Raw genomic sequence first — 19,474 nt, forward strand, 5'->3', positions numbered from 1 at the left:
CGTGCCGCTTTACGTGCCGCTTCAACGTGCCGCGTTTGTCGATTTAAGAACGATTACACCCCGAGCAATTCGTGCAGCACCGGCATCTTCGCTTCGAGTTCCCCCGCGCCGAAATGCTCGACGATGTTTCCATGCTCCATCACATAGAAGCGGTCCGCGAGCGGCGCTGCGAAACGAAAATTCTGTTCGACCATGACGATGGTGTAGCCACGCGCCTTCAGCATGAGGATCATGCGCGCGAGTGTCTGCACGATGACGGGCGCAAGCCCTTCCGATATCTCATCGAGCAGCAGCAAATTGGCGCCGGTGCGCAGAATGCGCGCCACCGCGAGCATTTGCTGTTCGCCGCCCGAGAGCCGCGTGCCCTGACTCGCGCGCCGCTCCTTCAGATTCGGGAACATGGAGTAGATCTCGTCTAGCGGCATCGCCTCTTTCGGATTGCCGGTCACCGGTGGCAAGAGAAGATTTTCTTCGCAGGACAAGCTCGAGAAAATGCCGCGCTCCTCCGGACAATAGCCGACCCCATGATGCGCGATCTTGTGTGTGGCAAGCCCAATGGTCTCGCGTCCGCCCACGCGGATAGAGCCCGTGCGCCGCCCGGTCAATCCCATGATGGCGCGCATCGTGGTCGTGCGCCCCGCGCCGTTACGGCCGAGCAGCGTGACCACTTCGCCGCGATTCACCTTCAGATCGACACCATGCAGAATGTGCGATTCGCCGTACCACGCCTGCAAGCCTGCTATTTCCAGCGCGGGCACATGACCCGCTGCGCCGTTCGCCTCTTGCGAGCGGCGCGCTTCCACGATCGTGCTCATGCGTGCGCTCCGGTGAGCGCTGCATCGGCGCTGCCCATGTAGGCTTCCATCACGAGCGGATTCTTCGATACTTCCGCATAGCTGCCTTCCGCGAGCACTTCGCCGCGCTGAAGCACCGTGATGGTGTCGGAGATGCCCGCGATCACGTTCATGTTGTGCTCGACCATCAGAATGGTGCGTCCCGCCGAGACCTTCTTGATGAGCGCCGTCACGCGATCCACGTCCTCGTGCCCCATGCCTTGCGTCGGTTCGTCGAGCAGCATGAGTTCGGGTTCCATCGAAAGCGTCGTGGCAATTTCCAGCGCGCGCTTGCGGCCGTATGAAAGCTCGACGGTTTTCGTATCGGCGAAATCGGTCAGGCCCACTTGCGTGAGCAAATCCATCGCGCGGTCGTTGAGGGCATCGAGCGAACGCTCGCTGCGCCAGAACTGGAACGACGTGCCGAGCTGCCGCTGCAGGCCGACGCGCACGTTCTGCAGCACGCTCAAGTGCGGAAACACGGCAGAAATCTGGAACGAACGAATGATGCCGCGCCGCGCGATATGCGCCGGGCGTTCGCGCGTGATGTCGGTGCCGTTGAAGACGATCTGGCCCGCGGTGGGTTCGAGGAACTTGGTGAGGAGGTTGAAACAGGTCGTCTTGCCCGCGCCGTTGGGACCGATCAGCGCGTGGATCGAACCGCGGCGCACGCGCAGGTTCACGCCATTCACGGCCGTGAAGCCTTTGAATTCCTTCGTGAGCCCTCGCGTTTCCAGAATGGTGTCGCCGAGAATCATGTCCCCTTCCATGCGAAGTGAAACGCTAAGCGGATGACTTCGCCTGCGCCTTATTTTTTATCCGCGCATACCGGACGCGGGTTTCGCGCCGATACCGCTTCGCCTCGTGCGCCGCTGTTGCGGTTGCACAAAAGTGTGCGCGCGATAAGCCGAGCATCACCTGATTCGAGGCCATTGTCGCCGCAATGATGCAGCGCAATCATTGGGATTTGCACTTACTTACGCCGTTGAAAGCTCGGGCTGTCGGACATGCGAAGGCCTCGCATGACGCCGTCTCGTGCGAGGCCGCCAAACGCGCCGTTCATCGTGCGGTCATGCAAGCGCGGTTGCGATGACCTCTTGCGCTTCCATGCCGCGCCGGTCTTCGCGAATCATGTCGCTTGCGCGTTCGGCGATCATCAGCGTCGGCGAATTCGTGTTCCCGGAGGTGATGACCGGCATCACCGATGCATCGACCACGCGCAATCCGCGCACGCCGATCACGCGCAGACGGCTATCGACCACGGCGGCGGGATCGTTGTCCGTACCCATGCGGCATGTGCCGACCGGATGAAAAATCGTCGTGCCGATATTGCCTGCCGCTTCGATCAGTTCTTCCTGCGTCTGGAACTGGATGCCGGGCAGAATCTCTTCGGGCGCATGTCGCGCCAGCGCGGGCGCGCTGACGATACGTCGCGTGAGCTTCAACGCGTTGACGGCAACTTCGCGGTCGTGTTCCGTGGAAAGATAATTCGGCGCGATGAGCGGTGCCGCGTGCGCATCCGGCGAGCCGATATGCACGCTGCCGCGCGACGTAGGCCGCAGATTGCATACGGACGCCGTGAACGCATTGAACGCGTGCAAGGGCTCGCCGAAGCGTTCGAGCGACAACGGCTGAACGTGATACTCGACATCGGAGCGCTTAACGGATGCGTCGTCGGGATTGGATTTGGCGAACGCGCCGAGTTGCGACGGCGCCATCGACATGGGGCCGCTGCGCAAGAGCGCGTATTGCATGCCGATGAAAAGCTTGCCCCACCATTTGGCCGACAACGTATTGAGCGTGCGCACGCCGTTCACTCTGTATGCCATGCGCAATTGCAGATGGTCCTGCAGATTCTCGCCGACGCCGCGCAGATCGCGCACGACATCGATGCCGAGCCGCTGCAGCCGCGCGCCATTGCCGATGCCCGAGAGTTCGAGAATCTGCGGCGAGTTCACCGCGCCCGCGCTGAGAATCACCTCGCAACGCGCCCGCGCGATGTAATCGACGTCGCCGCCGCGATATTCCACGCCCGAGCACCGCATGCCCTCGAACACGAGCCGTTGCGTGTGCGCGCCGGTGATCGTCGTGAGGTTCGGGCGCTTCATCGCTTCACGCAGGAATGCTTTGGCCGCGTTCCAGCGAATGCCGCCGCGCTGGTTCACATCGAAATAACCGACGCCTGTGTTGTCGCCGCGATTGAAGTCATCGGTTGCGGGAATGCCGCTTTGCTGCGCGGCTTGCGAGAAGGTTTCGAGAATCTTCCACTTGAGACGCTGTTTTTCCACGCGCCATTCGCCGCCCGCGCCATGCCACTGATTCGCGCCGCCGTGATGATCCTCGCTGCGCTTGAAGATGGGCAGCACGGAATCCCACGACCAGTTCGGGTCGCCGCTGATATGCGCCCAGTCGTCGTAGTCTTCGCGCTGGCCGCGCATGTAGATCATGCCGTTGATGGATGAACATCCGCCGAGCACGCGACCGCGCGGATAAGACAGCGCGCGCCCGTTCAGACCCGCTTCGGCTTGCGTCTTGTACAGCCAGTCCGTGCGCGGATTGCCAATGCAGTACAAGTAGCCGACGGGAATGTGTATCCAGTGATAGTCGTCCTTGCCGCCCGCTTCGAGCAGCAGCACGTTCACGTTGGGGTCTTCGCTGAGGCGATTGGCGAGCACGCATCCGGCCGTGCCCGCGCCGACGATGATGTAGTCGAATTCACCTTCCAGCTTGCGGGCGTCCTGTTTCATCGCTGTCTCCTGATGGCCGGCAATGCCGTCTGTCGCGGCGTGGTCTGGCGAGAGTAACGCCGCAAGCCGCAGCAAATCCAATGAGATATGTTCATCGGCGATATAAGTCGCGCTAATATCAGCGCATGGACTACACACTTCTGCGCGCTTTCATCACCGTCGCTCGCGAAGGCAATCTCACGCGCGCGGCGGCGCAACTGCATGTCACGCAGCCAGCGGTCAGTCTGCAGATCAAGAATCTTCAGGAGATGCTCGGCGTCGTTCTGTTTTCGCGGACATCGCACGGACTTTTGCTGACGCGCGACGGCGAAGCGCTGCTGCCGCACGCGGAACGCGCGCTCGTCGCCGCCGCCGATGTCCAACGCGCCGCCGCCGCATTGCGCGACGAAGTGAGCGGCACGTTGCGCATCGGGACGATCCTCGATCCCGAATTTCTGCGCCTTGGCGGCTTTCTGCGGCAACTCGTGGAAGCGTATCCGCGCATTGAAACGGCGTTGCGGCATGGCATGTCGGGTTGGGTGCTCGAACGCGTGAAGGCGCGCGAACTGGATGTCGGCTACTACATCGGCGACCCTGCGGCGGACGGCACGCGCGATGGCGAGCGCTTTCATGTCGTGCGGCTGACGCCCTTCGACTATCGCGTGCTCGCGCCCGCCGGCTGGCATAACCGCGTGAACAAGGGAAAGCGCAACTGGGCGACGCTCGCGCGGTTGCCGTGGATCTGGACGCCGCCGGAATCCGCGCACAACCGGCTGCTATCGCAGATTTTCCGCGACGCCAACGCGTCGCCGACCATCGTCGCCGAAGTGGATCAGGAGCCGTCGATGCTCGATCTCGTCAAATCGGGCGTGGGCCTTTCGCTCGCCCGCGATTCGATCGCGCTTCGGGAGGCGCACGCGCATGCGCTGACAATCGTCGAGGGCGTCACGGTATCGACACAACTGTCGTTCGTGACGCTCGCCGAACGCCGCGAGGAACCGGCGATTGCGGCGGCGCTGCGGCTCATCGACGCCCAATGGTCGATGTAAGGCGAAGTTCAAGCGGCCTTCATCGAAACTTTGCTAGGCTTGAGCGCAGATGCTTCATTCAAGGCAAACCGCTCAACCGGAGTCCTCCATGGCACGCAACATCGAAATCAAGGCACGCGCTCATCAGTTCGACCAATTGCGTGAGCGCGCCGCCGCGCTCGCCACCGACAGGCCGCTGGTGTTTCGCCAGCAGGACTTCTTCTACGACGTGCCCACCGGCCGTCTCAAGTTGCGCCAGTTCGACGACGGCACGCCATCGGAGCTGATCTTCTATCAGCGCGACGACCGCGACGGCCCGAAAGTCTCGTATTACTCGCGCAGTCCCGTGACGAATCCCGAAGCCATGCATACGCTGCTCGCGCAGGCGCTGACCACGCGCGGCATCGTCACGAAGGAAAGGCATGTCTATCTTGTCGGGCGCACGCGCATCCATCTGGATCGCGTGGATGGGCTTGGGGACTTCATCGAACTCGAAGTGCTGCTGGGTCAGGAAGACGACGAAGCCGGCGGCGAGGAAGAAGCGCACGCCATGTTCGCGCGTCTTGGCGTGGAACAGACGGATCTGGTGCCGGTTGCTTATGTCGACTTGCTGAATCCGACGCTTCAGGCGGAATCGGTCGACAAATGACCTAGCGGAAGCGGACCGTTGCGCTTGAATGTCGTGAGAACGATGTTCGAGCGCACGCTATCGACGCCGGGAACGCGCATCAACTTCTTCATCACGAAGGTGGACAGTGCGTTCAGATCGGGCGCGACGATCCGCAGAAGGTAATCCGCATCGCCGACGGTCGCGTGGCATTCGAGCACTTCGGGCAGCGTCTCGATCTGCTGCTGAAACTCCTCGATGATCGAATCGCCGTGATGCTTGAGCTTCAGGCTCGTGAACGCGGTCACACCGAGGCCGAGCTTTTCTGGCCGCAACACCACCCGATATCCTTCGATCACGCCGGTCGCTTCGAGCCGCTGCAGTCGACGGCCGATCTGCGACGGCGACAGCGGCACCTGCTCGCCCAATTGCTGATGCGTGGCGCGGCCGAAGCGTTGCAGCACATCGAGCAAGGCGAGATCGAAATGATCGAGTTCCAGCATGATTGGGCGCGCGCGAAAGCGAAGACGAAGATGCGACTTTAGCGCATGAAAATGCCATCACTCACATACCCGACGCGTCGAAGGGCCGTTTCGCGCGGAGCTTAACGCCTGCTTACGGCAACCGACAAGGTAACAGCCGTATTACCAACCGTGACATGATCGAAAGGATCGAAAAGCGCCTTTTGCCAGCTTCACGTCATGGATGGAAGCCGATGCGAAGCTTGGAGAAAGAAATCGTGCTGAAATCTTTCGGTCGTGCAGGCTGATTTATAAGCGCGTGTAATGTAGCCGCGTGACGCGCGCCCGTGGACCCGGCCGATCGACCGGCACTTCTGACTGACGCTGTACAATCAGCAGCGCAACTAGCCTGGGCAACGTTCAGGCAGAAAGTCATCCGGTGTACGGCCGCTCGCGGCTCGAGGTTACGTTCGCGCGACGCCGCATGAGAATCAACGGATTTGATCCGGCTCGAACCCGCGCCGCCGCGTCGTGCATGTCACCGGCTTGGGCGCCGGCTCGGGTTAAACCCATCGTACTTGAGCGAGTTCATGCGAATCCTTCTGATTGAAGACGACCGCCCCATTGCGCGCGGCATCCAGAGCAGCCTCGAACAGTCGGGCTTCACGGTCGATATGGTCCACGACGGCATCTTCGCCGAGCAAGCGCTCGCGCAGAACCGCCACGAACTGGTCATTCTCGATCTGGGCCTGCCGGGCATCGACGGCATGACGCTTCTGGCGCGCTTTCGCCAGAGCAACCGGCATACGCCGGTCATCATCCTCACCGCGCGCGACGAACTGCATGACCGCGTGCAGGGGCTGAACAGCGGCGCCGACGACTACATGCTCAAGCCCTTCGAGCCGCAGGAACTGGAAGCGCGCATTCGCGCCGTGATGCGCCGTAGCGGCCCGCACGGCGACGTGCCGCGCCCCGAAGTCACCTTGGGCGGCTTGCGTCTGTCGGGCGTGGATCGCCGCATCTTCAACGACGAGCGTCCGCTCGAACTGTCGCCGCGCGAATTCGCCGTGCTGGAAATGCTGCTGCTGCGTCATGGCCGCGTCGTCAGCAAGGCGCAATTGCAGGATCACCTGACGCATTTCGGCGGCGATCTCGGCGATACGGCCATCGAAGTCTATGTGCATCGCGTGCGCAAAAAGCTCGAAAACACGCGCGTGGAAATCGTGACGGTGCGCGGCTTCGGCTATTTGCTTCAGGAGATCCGTCAGGCGACGTGACGTCCCGGCGGTAGAACGGTTTGCGACTTCCCACCCGGCGCGCGGGCGATCAGCGTTTCGCCCGCGAAGATTGGCTCGATCTGGCGCGATCTAAGGCCACCGAAGTTCCCGCGTCACCGAGCCTGCGGCGCACGCTGTTGCGCCGCCTGGCCGCGCCGCTGTCCCTGCTCGCGCTGATGAGCGGCCTGATGGCGTACTGGCTCGCGTGGCAGTACACGCAGCACGTGGTGGACCGTTCTCTCGCGGATCTCGCCACCGCCATCTCCAAGCAGATTCAGCTCGCGGGCGTCGATGCCCCCGTCACCGTTCCGCCGCTCGCCCAGGCGATGTTCTCCGATCCGGTGGAGCAGCTCGTCTATCGCATCAGCACCGGCGACCAGGAAATTGCCGGCGAGCCCGATCTGCCGCTGACCGGCACCGCCGTGCGGCGCATCCACTATGCATACGTTTTCGAAACGCACTATCAGGGCGTGAGCGTGCGCGCCGCGCAAGTGCGCGTGCCGCAGCCGACGGGCAATCCTATCGTCGTCGAAGTGGCGCAGCGCGTGGGCTCGCGCTACAGAATCGCGGTGGAGTTTCTCTTCGCGATCATGATGCCGCTGCTGCTTTTGCTGCTCGCAGGCTGGGTGATCGTATGGCGCGTGGTGAATCAGCAATTGAACCCGCTCACCGATCTCGCCGACACGCTCAACCAGCAGACCCACATCTCGCTCGAACCCGTCGACGAAACCTTCGTGCCAAGCGAAATCCGTCCGCTCACGAGCGCCATGAACGGCTTGCTCGTGCGTCTTCAGGCCGCGCTCGATGCACAACGCAAATTCATCGCCGATGCCGCGCACCAATTGCGCACGCCGCTTACCGCCGTCAAGCTGCACGCGGAGCAAGCGCTTAGTTCGCGCGATCCGGCGAAGGCCATCGAAGCGGTGAAGGAACTGCGCGCATCGGCGGATCGCGCGGTGCGTTTGTCGAATCAACTGCTTTCGCTCGCGCGCGCCGAACCGGGCGAGCAAGCCGCGCGTTTCACCGACTTCGATCTCGCCACGCTCGCGTTCGAAACCGGCGCGGAATGGGTGCCGCGCGCGTTGTCGGCGGGCGTGGATCTGGGCTTTCAGCGTCTCGACGACCCCGACAACGAACATCCGATGATGGCGCGCGGCAATATCGTGCTGACGCGCGAGGTGATCGCGAATCTCATCGACAACGCGCTCAAGTATGTGCCGCCGTCGCGTCATGAAGGTTCGCGCATCACGCTGACCATCGGCGACTGGCACGATGCGCAAGGCAAGCGTTTCGGCGAAGTGGTCATCGAGGACAACGGTCCCGGTGTGCCGCCGGATCAGCAACCCGATCTCTTCAAGCGCTTCTTTCGTGGCGACGGTCAGATGGTGGAAGGCGGCGCGGGACTCGGGCTCGCCATCGTTCACGACATCATCTCGCTGCACGGCGGCACGGTGCATTACGAAGACGCTCCGGAAGGCGGCGCGCGCTTCATCGTGCGTATGCCGCTCAAGGACGGCGCGGCGCCAGCCGCCGCAAAATAAAAAGCCACGGCATGATTCCATGCAGTGGCTTCTTTACCATCGCGTTGCAAGCGCCTATTTCTTCAGCGCGAGCATGGTTCCGCGACACTTCTTCGCGCCGCAACGGCATTCGTATTCTTTCTTGAGCTTCTTCGTGATGCGGCCTTCGATCACGAGGCCGTAGTCGTAATTGAGCTCTTCTTCCGGCTCGATGTCGCGCAGGGCGTGGATGAACACGCGCCCTTCCACTTCCTCGGCTTCGCAATTCGGCTTGCACGAATGATTGATGTACTTCGCGCTGTTGCCGTCGATCTTACCGTCGATCACGCTGCCGTCGTCGAGCGCGAAGTAGAACGTGTGATTCGGCTCATCCGGATTGTGCGGATGCCGGCGCAGCGCTTCCTTCCACGAGATACGCTCGCCCTTGTATTCCATCACCTGCTCACCCGCCGCGATGTGCTTCACGGCGAATACGCCCTTGCCATGTACTCCCGAGCGGCGGACGGTGATCCTGCGTGAACTCATCGAACGAATCCTTAATAAACGAGGTGTGGGGTTGGCTTCATGTCCACTTCGTCTTGGATCGTCTCGACGAAAGCGGATAAAAAAAACGCGGTGGCCGCTGAGGCGCCGCGTTGGCATGGTTGAACGTGCTATTCAACTCAATCGTTATCGTACACTCCCGGGCCGCTGTCGAACAACTGGCCCGTGAGTATCCGTGGGTATCGACTGATGATGTTGGTTAGCGCTGGCCGAACGCCACGTCGCCGAACAGGTTCTTCAGTTCGCGCGGCTGCGAGCGCCAGTATTGCGGCGGCGCCGTGACGGTCGCGCCGAGCTCGGCGGCGGCGTGCCACGCCCAGCGTGGATCGTACAGCGCGGCCCGCGCGATGGCGACGAAGTCTGCCTTGCCGCTACCAACGATCGCCTCGGCCTGCTGCGGCTCCGTGATGAGACCGACCGCGATGGTCGTCACGCCCGTGGCTTCCTTGACCGCCTGTGCGTACGGCACCTGATAGCCCGGCCCGAGCGTGATCTTCTGCAGCGGCGATACGCCGCCCGACGAGACATCGATCCAGTCGACATCGCGCTTCTTCAGTTCCGCCGCGAACGCGATCGTGTCCTCGATGGTCCAGCCGCCCTCGACCCAATCCGTCGCGGACACGCGCACGCCGACGGGCTTGTCGGCGGGAAACGCGGCGCGCACGGCCTCGAAAATCTCGAGCGGATAACGCATGCGATTTTCGAGCGAACCGCCGTATTCGTCGGTGCGCTGATTGGCGAGCGGCGACAGAAACTGATGCAGCAGATAACCATGCGCCGCATGCACTTCGATGCCGTCGATACCAAGCCGCGCCGCCCGTTTCGCCGATGCGACGAACGCTTCCTTCACGCGAATGAGGCCGGCCGCATCGAGCGCGAGCGGCGGCGTCTCGCCTTCCTTGTGCGGAATGGCCGAAGGTGCGTGCGTCATCCAGCCGCCGTCGGCAACCGGGATCAGCTGGCCGCCATCCCACGGCTTGTTGCTCGACGCCTTGCGGCCCGCGTGCGCGAGCTGCATGGTCACGGCGATATCCGAATACTGGCGGATGGCCGCGAGGACCGGACGCAGCGCGGCTTCGGTCGCGTCGTCCCAGAGACCGAGATCGCCAGGCGTGATGCGGCCGTCAGGCTCGACCGCGGTCGCCTCGATGACGAGCATGCCCGCGCCCGAGAGCGCGAGTTGGCCCAGATGGATCATGTGCCACGCGGTGGCCTCGCCGCGTTCGGCGGAGTACTGGCACATCGGCGAAATGACGATGCGATTGGGAAGCTGAAGGCTGCGTAAGGTCTTGGGAGTGAAAAGCGCGCTCATGTCGAAGGCTCGGTGAGAAAAGATGCGATCGAGAATAGCATCGGGATTTCTTCCGTGCAGGATGCATGCGGTGCCACCCGCCGCAATCCGCGCCTTGACCTTCATCCCTGACGTTCGGTGCAGGGAAACTTGTCGAGCCATTCGTGGAACATGGCGCGCGCCGCGCGTTCGAGGGCGGGACCGTGGCGCGCCGTCTCTTCACGCAGCGTGACGGCCGTGGCGCCGCTCCTGGCGATATCCGCGGGATAGGTGACGAGCCAGCTCTCGAACCGGTCTGGCAGCACTTCGGGATGGCACTGCAGCGCAAGCACATGCTCGCCCCACGAGAACGCCTGATGCGCGCAAGCTTCCGTCGATGCAAGCAAGCTCGCGCCTTGCGGCAAATCGAAGGTGTCGCCGTGCCAGTGAAATACGGGAATGGGTTTGCCATCGGCTTCGAGATGACGCAGCAGCGACGCGCGCCCGGCGTCGGTCAGCGCAAGCGGCGACCAGCCGAGCTCCAGCTTTCCCGACGAATACACGCGCGCGCCGAGCGCACGCGCGATCAGCTGCGAGCCAAGACAGATGCCGATGGTCGGCAAGCCCGCCGCAATGCGCTTTTCGAGCATCGACAAAAGCGGAGCCAGATGGGGATATTGCGCATCGTCGTAGGCGCCGATCGGCCCGCCGAGCACGACCATGAGCGATGCATCGAGCGGATCGGGCGCGTCTATGCGTCCGCGGCCCACGTCGAGATAACGCACGAGATGGCCGCGGTCGCCGAGGACCAGTTCGAGGCTGCCCAGATCTTCGAAATAGACGTGGCGAATCGCCAGGACTTCATGTTTCATCGGCGGGTTTCCGTGGCTCGGACTGCGGAGTAGAGACGAGCCGCGCCTCGCCAGGAGGCGCGACGCGCACAGTCTAACCGACTCGACGCGGCCTCACAGCGTACCTTTGCACCGATCGACCCGGGTTGTCCCGGGCCGTTGCCGTTCAGGCGATTTGCGCGAAGACCTTCCAGCTCTTCTTCTGCGTGGCGACGTCGGCTTCTTCGTATACCGAACAGTCGAGACGCAGATTGGTATCCGCCATGTCGATCTGAAGCAGTGCGCAATGATGCAGCACCTTCTTCGGATTCTTGCTTGGCTGGAAATGCGCGCACGACAGACACATCCGATGCGCCGGAATCTGCTGTTGTGTTTCGAGCTGGCGGATGGTCTTGAGCAAGCTGCGGTAAAGCGCCGCTTGCTCTTCTTCACGCAATGTGCCGACCGCCTTCGCGAGGAAGTCCGGCCATTGCAGCGCGCGCTTGGCGGCCGTGCGGCCGCGTGCGGTCAGACGCACCGCCAGTGCGCGACCGTCGTCGAGTGCACGGCGCTTTTCGACGAGCCCCTTGCCTTCGAGCGTGCTCACGGCGTCGCTGGTGGTCGCGGCGGTCAGCGCGGTTTCCCGTGCAATCTCGCCGAGGCGCATAGGCCCCTTGCGCTGCATCAGCAGTACGAGAATTTCACCCTGGGTTGGCGTAAGCCCCGCGCCTTCCGCCCATTCCCAGGCCTGGCTGCGCATCGCTGTGCTCAGCCTCAGCAGGCCGTGGGTCACCCGCCCCGTCGCCTGCTCTCCGTATAAACCTTCACTCATGATCTTTCGCTTGTTGTTCCGCTTATGGGTTTTGACGGCATGTTCGCTAACCAACGAACACCACGTCCCCTAAGCCGCCCCAGGAACCTGCTGCCTGTGCACTGCTGTCAGTATTCCAAAGACCGCCTTCAGGTCGTGGTCCCCGCCGTCTCAAAATTCAGGCGTACCAAGCCAATTCGCTTTGCCTGAATGGGGGACATGCAACCCTCTTCGTTATGCGCCATCTTGTCACCAGCCACTTCACCACCCTGCTCGACAATCTTGCTTTGCGTCCAAAGTGACCGGTTGCGGCGCTATGTTTTTGCCGACTATAACGCGCCGTCGGCAACGTCGCCATTCTAAGCGACCTAGAACAAACGTACACCTTAATTATTCACGCAAAACTGTGGATAACCCGTGGAAAAACGTAGCGTTTGGTTGTGAGCGAAGTCTCGATAAGCCAAGACATCTTTCGACCACCCTTTGTCTTATCCTTGGCCGCGCGCATCCATTCAACTTTGATTCACCGCCTTATCGTTTTTCCAATTCGTTGACCTTGCAGCGCTTTTTAACGTTTTCCATAGCGTCGCGCAGCCCTCGTTACCTTCTATTACGTAGGTATACGGACTTCTCACGGGAAACCTTAGAGATGCCGTAACGATTCACGTAACGTTCAGGCAACGAGCTTATTCCTAAGTTCCGCATGCACACGTTTCATACACAACATAGCGAGACCGAAGTTTCAAAGCACGAAGGCCGTTTCGACTTTCATCGAAACGGCCTTTCGTCTTGATTCTCACTTCAACGCGTGTGTAAGGGCAGCGTCATGCGCGCCATTGCAGGCATTGCTGACGTACGGCTTCGTGTAGCGACTTCTCTTTGTCGAAAACGCCGCGCAACCAAGTGGCGTCATTCATGCCACCGCGTGCAATGTCCGCGATTTGCGCGAGCGCCGCTTGCGAACCCAATGCTTCGGCATGCGGTGCAAGTACATCCAGCGTTGCGAGAATATCTTCGCCGATGGTGTGCCGCTCACCCGACTGCGGATGCACGCAGGTGCCTTCCAGACCGAAGCGGCAAGCTTCGAAACGATTGAATGTGTAGACGAGGTAATCGTCTTCTTGCGGCGTAAGCGGTTTATCGAGCAGCAAATACCGCGACAACGTTTGTATATAGCAAGCAATCGCCGCAGCGCGATCGACAGAAAGTGGCGTATCCATCACGCGAACCTCGATAGTGCCGAAACCCGGCTTCGGCCGGATATCCCAGTAGAAGTCCTTCATGCTGTTCACGACGCCCGTGTGCACCATCTTCGAAAAGTATTCCTCGAAGCTGTCCCACGTGAGGACAAACGGCGCGCGTCCGGAAAGCGGGAACGCGAATACCGAATTAAGCCGGGCCGAATGGAAGCCGGTATCGACACCCTGGATATACGGCGACGATGCCGAAAGCGCTATGAAGTGCGGAATATAGCGCGACATCGAATGCAACAGGAACAGCGCGCTATTCGGATCCGGACAGCCGATATGCACGTGCTGGCCAAACACCGTGAATTGCTTGGCCAGGTAGCCGTAGAGTTCGGAGATGTACTGGAAGCGCGGCGCGTCGTAAATTTGCCGGTCGCTCCATTGCTGAAAAGCATGCGTGCCGCCGCCGGCAAGGCCGACATTGAGTTGATCCGCCGCCGCGACCAGCGTATCGCGAATCTTGCGCAGATCGGTGACGGCCTGTTCATGCGTCGTGCAGATGCCGGTCGAAAGCTCGATCATGCTTTCGGTGATTTCCGGCGTGATGTTGCCCGGAATCTCTTCGTCCTTGATGAGACGCATGAGGTCCGACGCGGCGCGGGTCAGATCGTAGTCGTGCGTATTGACGACCTGGATCTCAAGCTCCACGCCGAAGGTGAACGGCTCGGAGTCGATAAATGGTTCGAGTGCCATGACGCCTCTAAAAAATTCAATGCCCGTGCGGTGCGGTGCGGCGCCTATTCGCGCCGCTCGCCCACCGCCGACAGGCTACGGTACACCAGGAACGGCGACACGATTTGCAGCACGACGATCGAGCACATGACGATCGCACGAAGCGTCGGGTCGTAGCTCGGATAAAGCACGTACATGTCGTCGACGAGCAGGTAGGCAAGCGCGGACATCGGCGTGAGCGCGACGCCCAACGCCGCGCCCTGCTTCCAGTCGAGGCCGCTCGGCTTTGCAAAAATCATCACGCCGGCCAGCTTACCGATGAAGCGCGCGACGATCAGCGCGAGCGCCGCTACACCGCCAAGCGCGATATCGCGCCATTCGAACGACGTCAGTGTCAGCGCAAAAAGAATGACGGTCAGCAGCCATCCAGCGGAACCGAAATGCGTAGGCCAGAGTTGCGGCTTTTCATCAGCGTTCTTAACGATGATGCCTGCTGCAAGCAGCGCAAGAATGATCGACAGCTTGAAGATATGCGCGATCGCGATAGCCAGCAGCACGAGACCGAACAACGCGACGAAGGAGTGCTCGTCGTTCGCATTCAGACGCCGATACAGCAGGTTGCATGCACGCGCGAGCAGGAAGGCCAGCACGAGCGAACCGATCAGCAGATAAAGCGGCTGCAGAATGGTTGCAAACGCATTGCCGTAAATTTCCTGATGCAACACGCCGGCCGCGAGTTTTTCGACAATTACCGCGTACATGCTGTTCAACGCGGTCAACGTGAGAAGACGCTGCGTGACCTGTCCCTCGGCGCGCAATTCGGTCTTCAATTGGATGACCATTGCGGGCGACGTCGCCATGACGATGGCCGCGATGACGATCGAAGGCATTGTCGGCACGTTGCATAACATCAACGCAATCAGCACGAAGCCGAAGGTAAGCGTGGCTTCGGCGATGCTCGACAGAATCAGATACGGATTGCGGCGGATCCAGCGCAAATCGAGCCGGCCGCCGAGTTCGAAGAGCAATAGCCCAAGCGCGACATCTAGCAGAGGCCGTGAGATGGCGCCTGCGCTTACGTCGATCACACCGAGTCCCGCGTTACCGGCGATCAGCCCGATGACCGCATAGCCCGTGATACGCGGCAGACGCCATGCACGCCAGAGCAATTCTCCGGCGAGGCCGGCGGTGACGAGCGCAAGACCTGCCCAAAGAATGGCATTGGGTTCGAGCGGCCAGGCGGGCAAAAACGAAAAGGCCGAATTCATCGTGTTTGCTTCTCCTTCGTTGCAGCAGAGGATGCACGTTCTGTTGCGTGACTTTGCGCGCGCGGCGCATCCGAGCGGCTCGCCTGTTCAGGCGAATGAGTTCATTCAAATGAAACGAAAGCGAACGAACACGGCGTCACGGAACCAGCCGTGCACGAATTAGACGACGCACCCGGCTCGCCATCGCGCGGCTTACGACTCGCGCGCATTGAGATGGTGACGGATGCGGGCAAGACAAGCGGCGCTTGCCCGGAGGCGGGCCGACGGCCAGACGACAGCGCGGCCCTGGTTGATCAGATTCGTGGCGGGCGCTCATCGTTCCGTTGAAGCGGTCGCCGTCTGAACGGCGCGACGCGGGAAGAAGCGCGATTGTGCCATACCTCGATGACCGTGACAGGGAAGTCCAGGCTCATGATTTTTATGAAGTAAAAGCGACAGCCGTGCACGCGTGAAGGCGGCAAGGCTGACCGGCGGGCGGTTTTCGGATTCGATTTCCCTCTTCCGATAGCCTCTGTGTCAGGTGTTTACAGGTTTACTGTATATACATGTAGTAGTAGTTAACAAGCACCTGCCTCACCTGTGGATAAGACCAATTTCTCCTTTCCAAACAAGCAATTGTGGAAAGCAGAACGCAGCGGTAAACATGTTCAGGCATGGCGGTCAACTTTGAACAACTTTCGGGACGCTCGGGCACTCGCGAGGGTTGTCCCGTTTACGTGCACAACGAGTCCACAACTCGTTCTTCGGTAAACCCGGGTCTTATCCACAACCCGGCTTGGATAACTACGTTGCGTCGAATTGACCGTGACGCAGCGCTCGCAATAAAAAGCGCGCGGGATCGATCGACTCGGCGAGTTCGCGTTCGATGACCCAAGGTTCGCCTTCGATCTGCGAGACGATGAGTTCCGCGGCGAGCGTCGCCCAGACGAGCCCGCGCGAACCGAAGGCAAACGCGCCATACAAACCCGGCATGCGCGGCAGGTCGAGCGGCCACGCGCCTTTGAGGCGGGCGGCGTCGGCGCGCGCGGCGGCTTCATCGGCGAACTGGCCGATCATCGGCATGCGGTCGCTCGTCACGCAACGGAACGCGACGCGGCCTTGCTTCACATGCGCCGTCGCTTGCAGTGCCGGAAGCATGGCTCCAACGCGCTCGATGTTTTCCCGATGCCCTGCGTCACGAACTTCGATATCGGGATCGTCGATGTCATAGGTCGCGCCGATCAGCGTGCCTCGTTCGCCCAAAGGCACCGCATAACCTTCGCCGATGACGGGAACGCGCAATCCATCGAGCGTGGTGCTGTCCAGGACGCTGAGTTGTCCGCGAACGCTGCTCGTCGTTGCATCATCGAGATGTGCGAGTCGCGCAGCTTCATGCGCGTTCGCCAGCACGAGAATCGGCGCTCGCGCGACCTCCGCGTCGTGCGTGTCGAAGACGCGCCAGTTGTCACCATCACGTTCGATGCGCGCCACTTCCGTGTTCATTCGCGTCGTCTGCGCGGCGCCGGCATCTGCAAGCTGCGCCGCGCAGACCGATGCCGGCGAGATCGCGCCGCCGTGCGGGAAGAACCATCCGCCGCGCGCGACATCCACGCTTGCGATACGCGATGCATTGGCACTGGATACCGAACTCACGTAGTCGCGCGGATACGCGAAACGGGCGATGGCGTCGGCGATCGCGGCGGCGTCTTCGGGCGTGTCCGCGATTTGCAGCAAGCCATCGCGGCTACGTTGCAAGTCGTATGAGCGCGCTTCGAGCGCTTGCCACTGACTCAGCGCGAACAAAAAGCCAGCACGGGTGAGCCGCGCGGCGACGCTGTCATCGCGCCAGACGATGGGATGAAACACGCCAGCGGGATTGCCCGACGCGTCGCGCGCGGGCAGCGCGTGCCGGTCGATGAGCGTGACATGCCAGCCGCGCGCCGCGAGACGCGATGTCATTGCAGAGCCCGCGAGTCCCGCGCCGATCACGATGGCTTCGCGCGACTGGACAGCGGACGCGCGCGGCGGTTCGTGACGACGCACGCGCCAGCGCGGGGCGAAGCGCGCGCTTCGGTCGTCGGCACACGTGAAACCCGAAGCCTCCAATGCGCGTCGCAGCGAGGCGGCGTCCGCGATGTTCGTCGCCGATACGGTTGCGTCGTCGCCCGCGAGCCGCGCGATGCCCTTGCACAACCATTGCGGCTTGTCGAAGGCGGCGGCGTCGAGATGGAAGGCATCGGCGCGCAGCCACAGTCTCGACAGCATGTCGTTCGGATCGCCGATGGCGAGCGTCAGCACCACGCGCCCTGCATCGAATTCGAGCCGATGCATGCCGGAGACGCGCATCGGCCAGGCGTTTATCAGTGCGTCCGCGAGCGGGTCGCCGTTCTTCGACGGCGCTGCATCGAGCGCATGCAACGGCGCGATGACGACTACATGCAGACGTTCGCAACGCGCGTTGTCATCACGCCAACGTCGCCAGATGTCGAGAAAGCGGTTGGCGTGCGCGAATTGCGTATCGACGAAAGTAAAGACGCGCCGATGCCGCCAGCGCGCGGGAAGATCGTGCAGTTCGAAAAGCTTGTCCGTAGGCAACAATGATTCGGTCATGCGAAAAGGGAAGGGAAGCGATGGCGTCCGCTATACCGGACGAAGACGGCAAGACATCGAGCATGTACTAGACAGACGGCGCTTTGGCCGCATGCAAGGCGTTGGGCATCGTGCCTTCGAGCGCGATCGGTTCGACCGCGTGACCGGCGGCGCGCCATGCTTCGAGACCGCCGAAGAGCGGCGCGACATCGTCGAAACCATGCGCGATCAGGTCTTTTGCCGCCAACGCCGCGGATACTTCGTTCGGACAATCGCAGTAGGTCACGATCTTGAGATCGCGCTCGATGCCCGCAAGCTGCGCCGCGATGCCGCCGTGATCGAGCAGCAGCGCGCCCGGAATGGCATACGGGTCCATCGCGCGACGCTCGCCGCGACGAACATCGATGACGAGCGGCCGTGGTTCACTCGCAAGCAACGCGCGCAACTCCGCAACCTCGATGCGCGCCATGCGCAGGCGTCGCAACAACGTGACGCGCCGCCACCAGCGCGCGCCGAGATAAAGCGCGAGCACGACGACCGCGATTGCCAGGACGCCGCGACCGAGCCAGTCGAGCAGGGCGAGCGCCTTATCGACGAGATCGGCGAACATCGCGCCGAACGTCACGCCGAGTCCCGACCAAAGGACCGCGCCGAGTGCGTCACAAAACAGAAAGGTGCCGAAGCCGACGCCGGTCGCGCCCGCCACGGGAATGGCCAGCGTGGAAAGGCCGGGGATGAACTTGGATACCGCGAGAATACGCACGCCGAAGCGGCCGAAGAAGTCGAGACTGCGGTTCACGCACGTGTCGCGCGAGATGGAAAGCTTGCACAGAACGCCCAGCACGCGGCTGCCATAACGGCGTCCGAGCCAGAACCAGAGTGTGTCGCCGAGCAACGCGGCGGTGCTTGCGACCACCACGATAGCGACGAGCGGCGCGAATGCGGAGGCGGGAAACATGGCCGTGAGACCGCTCTTTCCGAGGCTCGCGGTGACTGCGATGGCGCCCGTCAGAACCAATGTGGGCAAGGCTGGCAGCGGCAGACCGAGGCATTCCAGCAGAACGTTGGCAAAAACCAACGGCAGCCCGTATTCGATGATCAGCTCGCGTAGCATGGACCGCACCCCGGAGTTCTGTGCTCAAAAAAACCGCCCGCAAGCCCGGAAAATATAAGGGTAAATCTTTGAAACCCTTGTCCTGATTGGGTTTGCGCTGCGCTATCATACCAAGCGCCGCGTATAGAGGCGGCGCGAGGGCAATGAAGCGAAGCATGGCCGTAGAAGTGGCGCGAAAGAACGCCAGTTCGTCGCAAAGGCGCGCCGGAAGGCCGTCCCTACTCGACTGCACGGCCCGCGCACGTATAATCGGCGCGTTCGCGCTGTTCGTGTCAACCTAAACTGATAAAGGAACCTTAATGAACAAACAGGAATTGATCGACGCCGTAGCCGCTCAGACCGGCGCAAGCAAAGCTCAAACCGGCGAAACGCTGGACACCCTGCTCGAAGTGATCAAGAAGGCTGTCTCGAAAGGTGACGCAGTGCAGTTGATCGGCTTCGGCAGCTTCGGTTCGGGCAAGCGCGCAGCGCGCACCGGCCGTAATCCGAAGACGGGCGAGTCCATCAAGATTCCGGCCGCAAAGACGGTGAAGTTCACGGCTGGCAAGGCATTCAAGGACGCAGTGAACAAGCGGTAAGTTTCTTGCCGATTGTGGCGCTACGCGCTCTTAGCGCGGCGCCTCGGAATCAGGTTAATCCGCGTGCGCGCAGACAGACCGCAGCAACACATAAACCCGCCTTCGGCGGGTTTTTTTTCGC

18 protein-coding genes are annotated in these 19,474 nt (G+C 61.8%); 6 read left to right on the plus strand and 12 right to left on the minus strand.

The window, feature by feature from the left end:
* Window positions 1–53: 53 nt before the first annotated feature.
* From LDZ28_RS13595 to LDZ28_RS13605, 3 genes are all read right to left on the minus strand, one after another.
* The gene (locus LDZ28_RS13595) at window positions 54–815 is read right to left on the minus strand and encodes an ABC transporter ATP-binding protein (protein ID WP_244826622.1); all 762 of its coding nucleotides are present in this window, start codon (window positions 813–815) and stop codon (window positions 54–56) included.
* Window positions 812–1,591 (minus strand): ABC transporter ATP-binding protein, encoded by a 780-nt coding sequence (locus tag LDZ28_RS13600; protein ID WP_244826623.1) that lies wholly within the window; start codon window positions 1,589–1,591, stop codon window positions 812–814. The genes LDZ28_RS13595 and LDZ28_RS13600 overlap by 4 nt, the downstream gene beginning before the upstream one ends.
* 312 nt (window positions 1,592–1,903) lie before the next feature.
* A complete protein-coding gene (locus LDZ28_RS13605; protein ID WP_244826624.1) occupies window positions 1,904–3,580 on the minus strand; it encodes a GMC family oxidoreductase in 1,677 nt (558 codons plus the stop codon).
* Between the two features lie 125 nt (window positions 3,581–3,705).
* Between LDZ28_RS13605 and LDZ28_RS13610 the strand changes: the two genes are divergently transcribed.
* Window positions 3,706–4,608, plus strand: coding sequence for a LysR family transcriptional regulator (locus tag LDZ28_RS13610; protein ID WP_244826625.1), 903 nt, complete (start codon window positions 3,706–3,708; stop codon window positions 4,606–4,608).
* Between the two features lie 88 nt (window positions 4,609–4,696).
* A complete protein-coding gene (locus tag LDZ28_RS13615) occupies window positions 4,697–5,236 on the plus strand; it encodes a class IV adenylate cyclase (protein ID WP_244826626.1) in 540 nt (179 codons plus the stop codon).
* On the opposite strand, the gene LDZ28_RS13620 is transcribed toward LDZ28_RS13615, so the two are convergent.
* Window positions 5,212–5,697 carry an Lrp/AsnC family transcriptional regulator gene (locus LDZ28_RS13620; protein WP_244826627.1) on the minus strand — a complete coding sequence of 162 codons (486 nt, stop codon included), beginning with the start codon at window positions 5,695–5,697 and terminating at the stop codon, window positions 5,212–5,214. The two genes, LDZ28_RS13615 and LDZ28_RS13620, sit on opposite strands and share 25 nt — an antisense overlap.
* A gap of 2 nt (window positions 5,698–5,699) precedes the next feature.
* On the opposite strand from LDZ28_RS13620, the gene LDZ28_RS13625 reads away from it, so the two are divergent.
* The 3 genes from LDZ28_RS13625 (at window position 5,700) to LDZ28_RS13635 (ending at window position 8,473) form a co-directional block, all read left to right on the plus strand.
* A complete protein-coding gene (locus LDZ28_RS13625; protein WP_244826628.1) occupies window positions 5,700–5,963 on the plus strand; it encodes a hypothetical protein in 264 nt (87 codons plus the stop codon).
* A gap of 282 nt (window positions 5,964–6,245) precedes the next feature.
* The gene (locus LDZ28_RS13630; protein WP_244826629.1) at window positions 6,246–6,932 is read left to right on the plus strand and encodes a response regulator transcription factor; all 687 of its coding nucleotides are present in this window, start codon (window positions 6,246–6,248) and stop codon (window positions 6,930–6,932) included.
* A 20-nt stretch (window positions 6,933–6,952) separates the two neighbouring features.
* Window positions 6,953–8,473 carry a sensor histidine kinase gene (locus LDZ28_RS13635; RefSeq protein WP_370652049.1) on the plus strand — a complete coding sequence of 507 codons (1,521 nt, stop codon included), beginning with the start codon at window positions 6,953–6,955 and terminating at the stop codon, window positions 8,471–8,473.
* Window positions 8,474–8,527: 54 nt separating this feature from the next.
* Here the strand turns inward: LDZ28_RS13635 and LDZ28_RS13640 are convergent, their stop codons facing one another.
* The 8 genes from LDZ28_RS13640 to LDZ28_RS13675 form a co-directional block, all read right to left on the minus strand.
* Window positions 8,528–8,977 (minus strand): SET domain-containing protein, encoded by a 450-nt coding sequence (locus LDZ28_RS13640; RefSeq protein ID WP_244826630.1) that lies wholly within the window; start codon window positions 8,975–8,977, stop codon window positions 8,528–8,530.
* Window positions 8,978–9,194: 217 nt separating this feature from the next.
* Window positions 9,195–10,307: an NADH:flavin oxidoreductase/NADH oxidase gene (locus tag LDZ28_RS13645; RefSeq protein ID WP_244826631.1), complete on the minus strand. Its 1,113-nt coding sequence runs from the start codon at window positions 10,305–10,307 to the stop codon at window positions 9,195–9,197.
* Between the two features lie 101 nt (window positions 10,308–10,408).
* A complete protein-coding gene (locus tag LDZ28_RS13650; protein WP_244826632.1) occupies window positions 10,409–11,137 on the minus strand; it encodes a glutamine amidotransferase in 729 nt (242 codons plus the stop codon).
* 145 nt (window positions 11,138–11,282) lie between these two features.
* Entirely contained in the window at window positions 11,283–11,927 is a 645-nt protein-coding gene (locus LDZ28_RS13655; RefSeq protein WP_244826633.1) for a MarR family winged helix-turn-helix transcriptional regulator, read from the minus strand.
* An 803-nt stretch (window positions 11,928–12,730) separates the two neighbouring features.
* Entirely contained in the window at window positions 12,731–13,846 is a 1,116-nt protein-coding gene (locus LDZ28_RS13660) for a YbdK family carboxylate-amine ligase (protein WP_244826634.1), read from the minus strand.
* Window positions 13,847–13,890: 44 nt separating this feature from the next.
* The gene (locus LDZ28_RS13665) at window positions 13,891–15,093 is read right to left on the minus strand and encodes a cation:proton antiporter (protein ID WP_244826635.1); all 1,203 of its coding nucleotides are present in this window, start codon (window positions 15,091–15,093) and stop codon (window positions 13,891–13,893) included.
* A 783-nt stretch (window positions 15,094–15,876) separates the two neighbouring features.
* Entirely contained in the window at window positions 15,877–17,682 is a 1,806-nt protein-coding gene (gene mnmC, locus LDZ28_RS13670) for a bifunctional tRNA (5-methylaminomethyl-2-thiouridine)(34)-methyltransferase MnmD/FAD-dependent 5-carboxymethylaminomethyl-2-thiouridine(34) oxidoreductase MnmC (protein WP_244826636.1), read from the minus strand.
* Window positions 17,683–17,749: 67 nt separating this feature from the next.
* Window positions 17,750–18,775: a DedA family protein/thiosulfate sulfurtransferase GlpE gene (locus LDZ28_RS13675; RefSeq protein WP_244826637.1), complete on the minus strand. Its 1,026-nt coding sequence runs from the start codon at window positions 18,773–18,775 to the stop codon at window positions 17,750–17,752.
* Between the two features lie 299 nt (window positions 18,776–19,074).
* Between LDZ28_RS13675 and LDZ28_RS13680 the strand changes: the two genes are divergently transcribed.
* A complete protein-coding gene (locus LDZ28_RS13680; protein WP_008352404.1) occupies window positions 19,075–19,353 on the plus strand; it encodes an HU family DNA-binding protein in 279 nt (92 codons plus the stop codon).
* Window positions 19,354–19,474: the final 121 nt, after the last annotated feature.

The sequence above is a fragment of the Caballeronia sp. TF1N1 genome, assembly GCF_022878925.1.
GTDB lineage: Bacteria > Pseudomonadota > Gammaproteobacteria > Burkholderiales > Burkholderiaceae > Caballeronia.

Excerpts from the sequence above, each read along its gene's own strand:
- LDZ28_RS13640 (WP_244826630.1), bottom strand. The coding sequence starts at position 8,977 with ATGAGTTCACGCAGGATCACCGTCCGCCGCTCGGGAGTACATGGCAAG.
- LDZ28_RS13600 (WP_244826623.1), bottom strand. The coding sequence starts at position 1,591 with ATGATTCTCGGCGACACCATTCTGGAAACGCGAGGGCTCACGAAGGAA.
- LDZ28_RS13660 (WP_244826634.1), bottom strand. The coding sequence starts at position 13,846 with ATGGCACTCGAACCATTTATCGACTCCGAGCCGTTCACCTTCGGCGTG.
- mnmC (WP_244826636.1), bottom strand. The coding sequence starts at position 17,682 with ATGACCGAATCATTGTTGCCTACGGACAAGCTTTTCGAACTGCACGAT.
- LDZ28_RS13615 (WP_244826626.1), top strand. The coding sequence starts at position 4,697 with ATGGCACGCAACATCGAAATCAAGGCACGCGCTCATCAGTTCGACCAA.
- LDZ28_RS13595 (WP_244826622.1), bottom strand. The coding sequence starts at position 815 with ATGAGCACGATCGTGGAAGCGCGCCGCTCGCAAGAGGCGAACGGCGCA.
- LDZ28_RS13610 (WP_244826625.1), top strand. The coding sequence starts at position 3,706 with ATGGACTACACACTTCTGCGCGCTTTCATCACCGTCGCTCGCGAAGGC.
- LDZ28_RS13665 (WP_244826635.1), bottom strand. The coding sequence starts at position 15,093 with ATGAATTCGGCCTTTTCGTTTTTGCCCGCCTGGCCGCTCGAACCCAAT.
- LDZ28_RS13645 (WP_244826631.1), bottom strand. The coding sequence starts at position 10,307 with ATGAGCGCGCTTTTCACTCCCAAGACCTTACGCAGCCTTCAGCTTCCC.
- LDZ28_RS13630 (WP_244826629.1), top strand. The coding sequence starts at position 6,246 with ATGCGAATCCTTCTGATTGAAGACGACCGCCCCATTGCGCGCGGCATC.
- LDZ28_RS13680 (WP_008352404.1), top strand. The coding sequence starts at position 19,075 with ATGAACAAACAGGAATTGATCGACGCCGTAGCCGCTCAGACCGGCGCA.
- LDZ28_RS13655 (WP_244826633.1), bottom strand. The coding sequence starts at position 11,927 with ATGAGTGAAGGTTTATACGGAGAGCAGGCGACGGGGCGGGTGACCCAC.
- LDZ28_RS13650 (WP_244826632.1), bottom strand. The coding sequence starts at position 11,137 with ATGAAACATGAAGTCCTGGCGATTCGCCACGTCTATTTCGAAGATCTG.
- LDZ28_RS13605 (WP_244826624.1), bottom strand. The coding sequence starts at position 3,580 with ATGAAACAGGACGCCCGCAAGCTGGAAGGTGAATTCGACTACATCATC.
- LDZ28_RS13620 (WP_244826627.1), bottom strand. The coding sequence starts at position 5,697 with ATGCTGGAACTCGATCATTTCGATCTCGCCTTGCTCGATGTGCTGCAA.
- LDZ28_RS13675 (WP_244826637.1), bottom strand. The coding sequence starts at position 18,775 with ATGCTACGCGAGCTGATCATCGAATACGGGCTGCCGTTGGTTTTTGCC.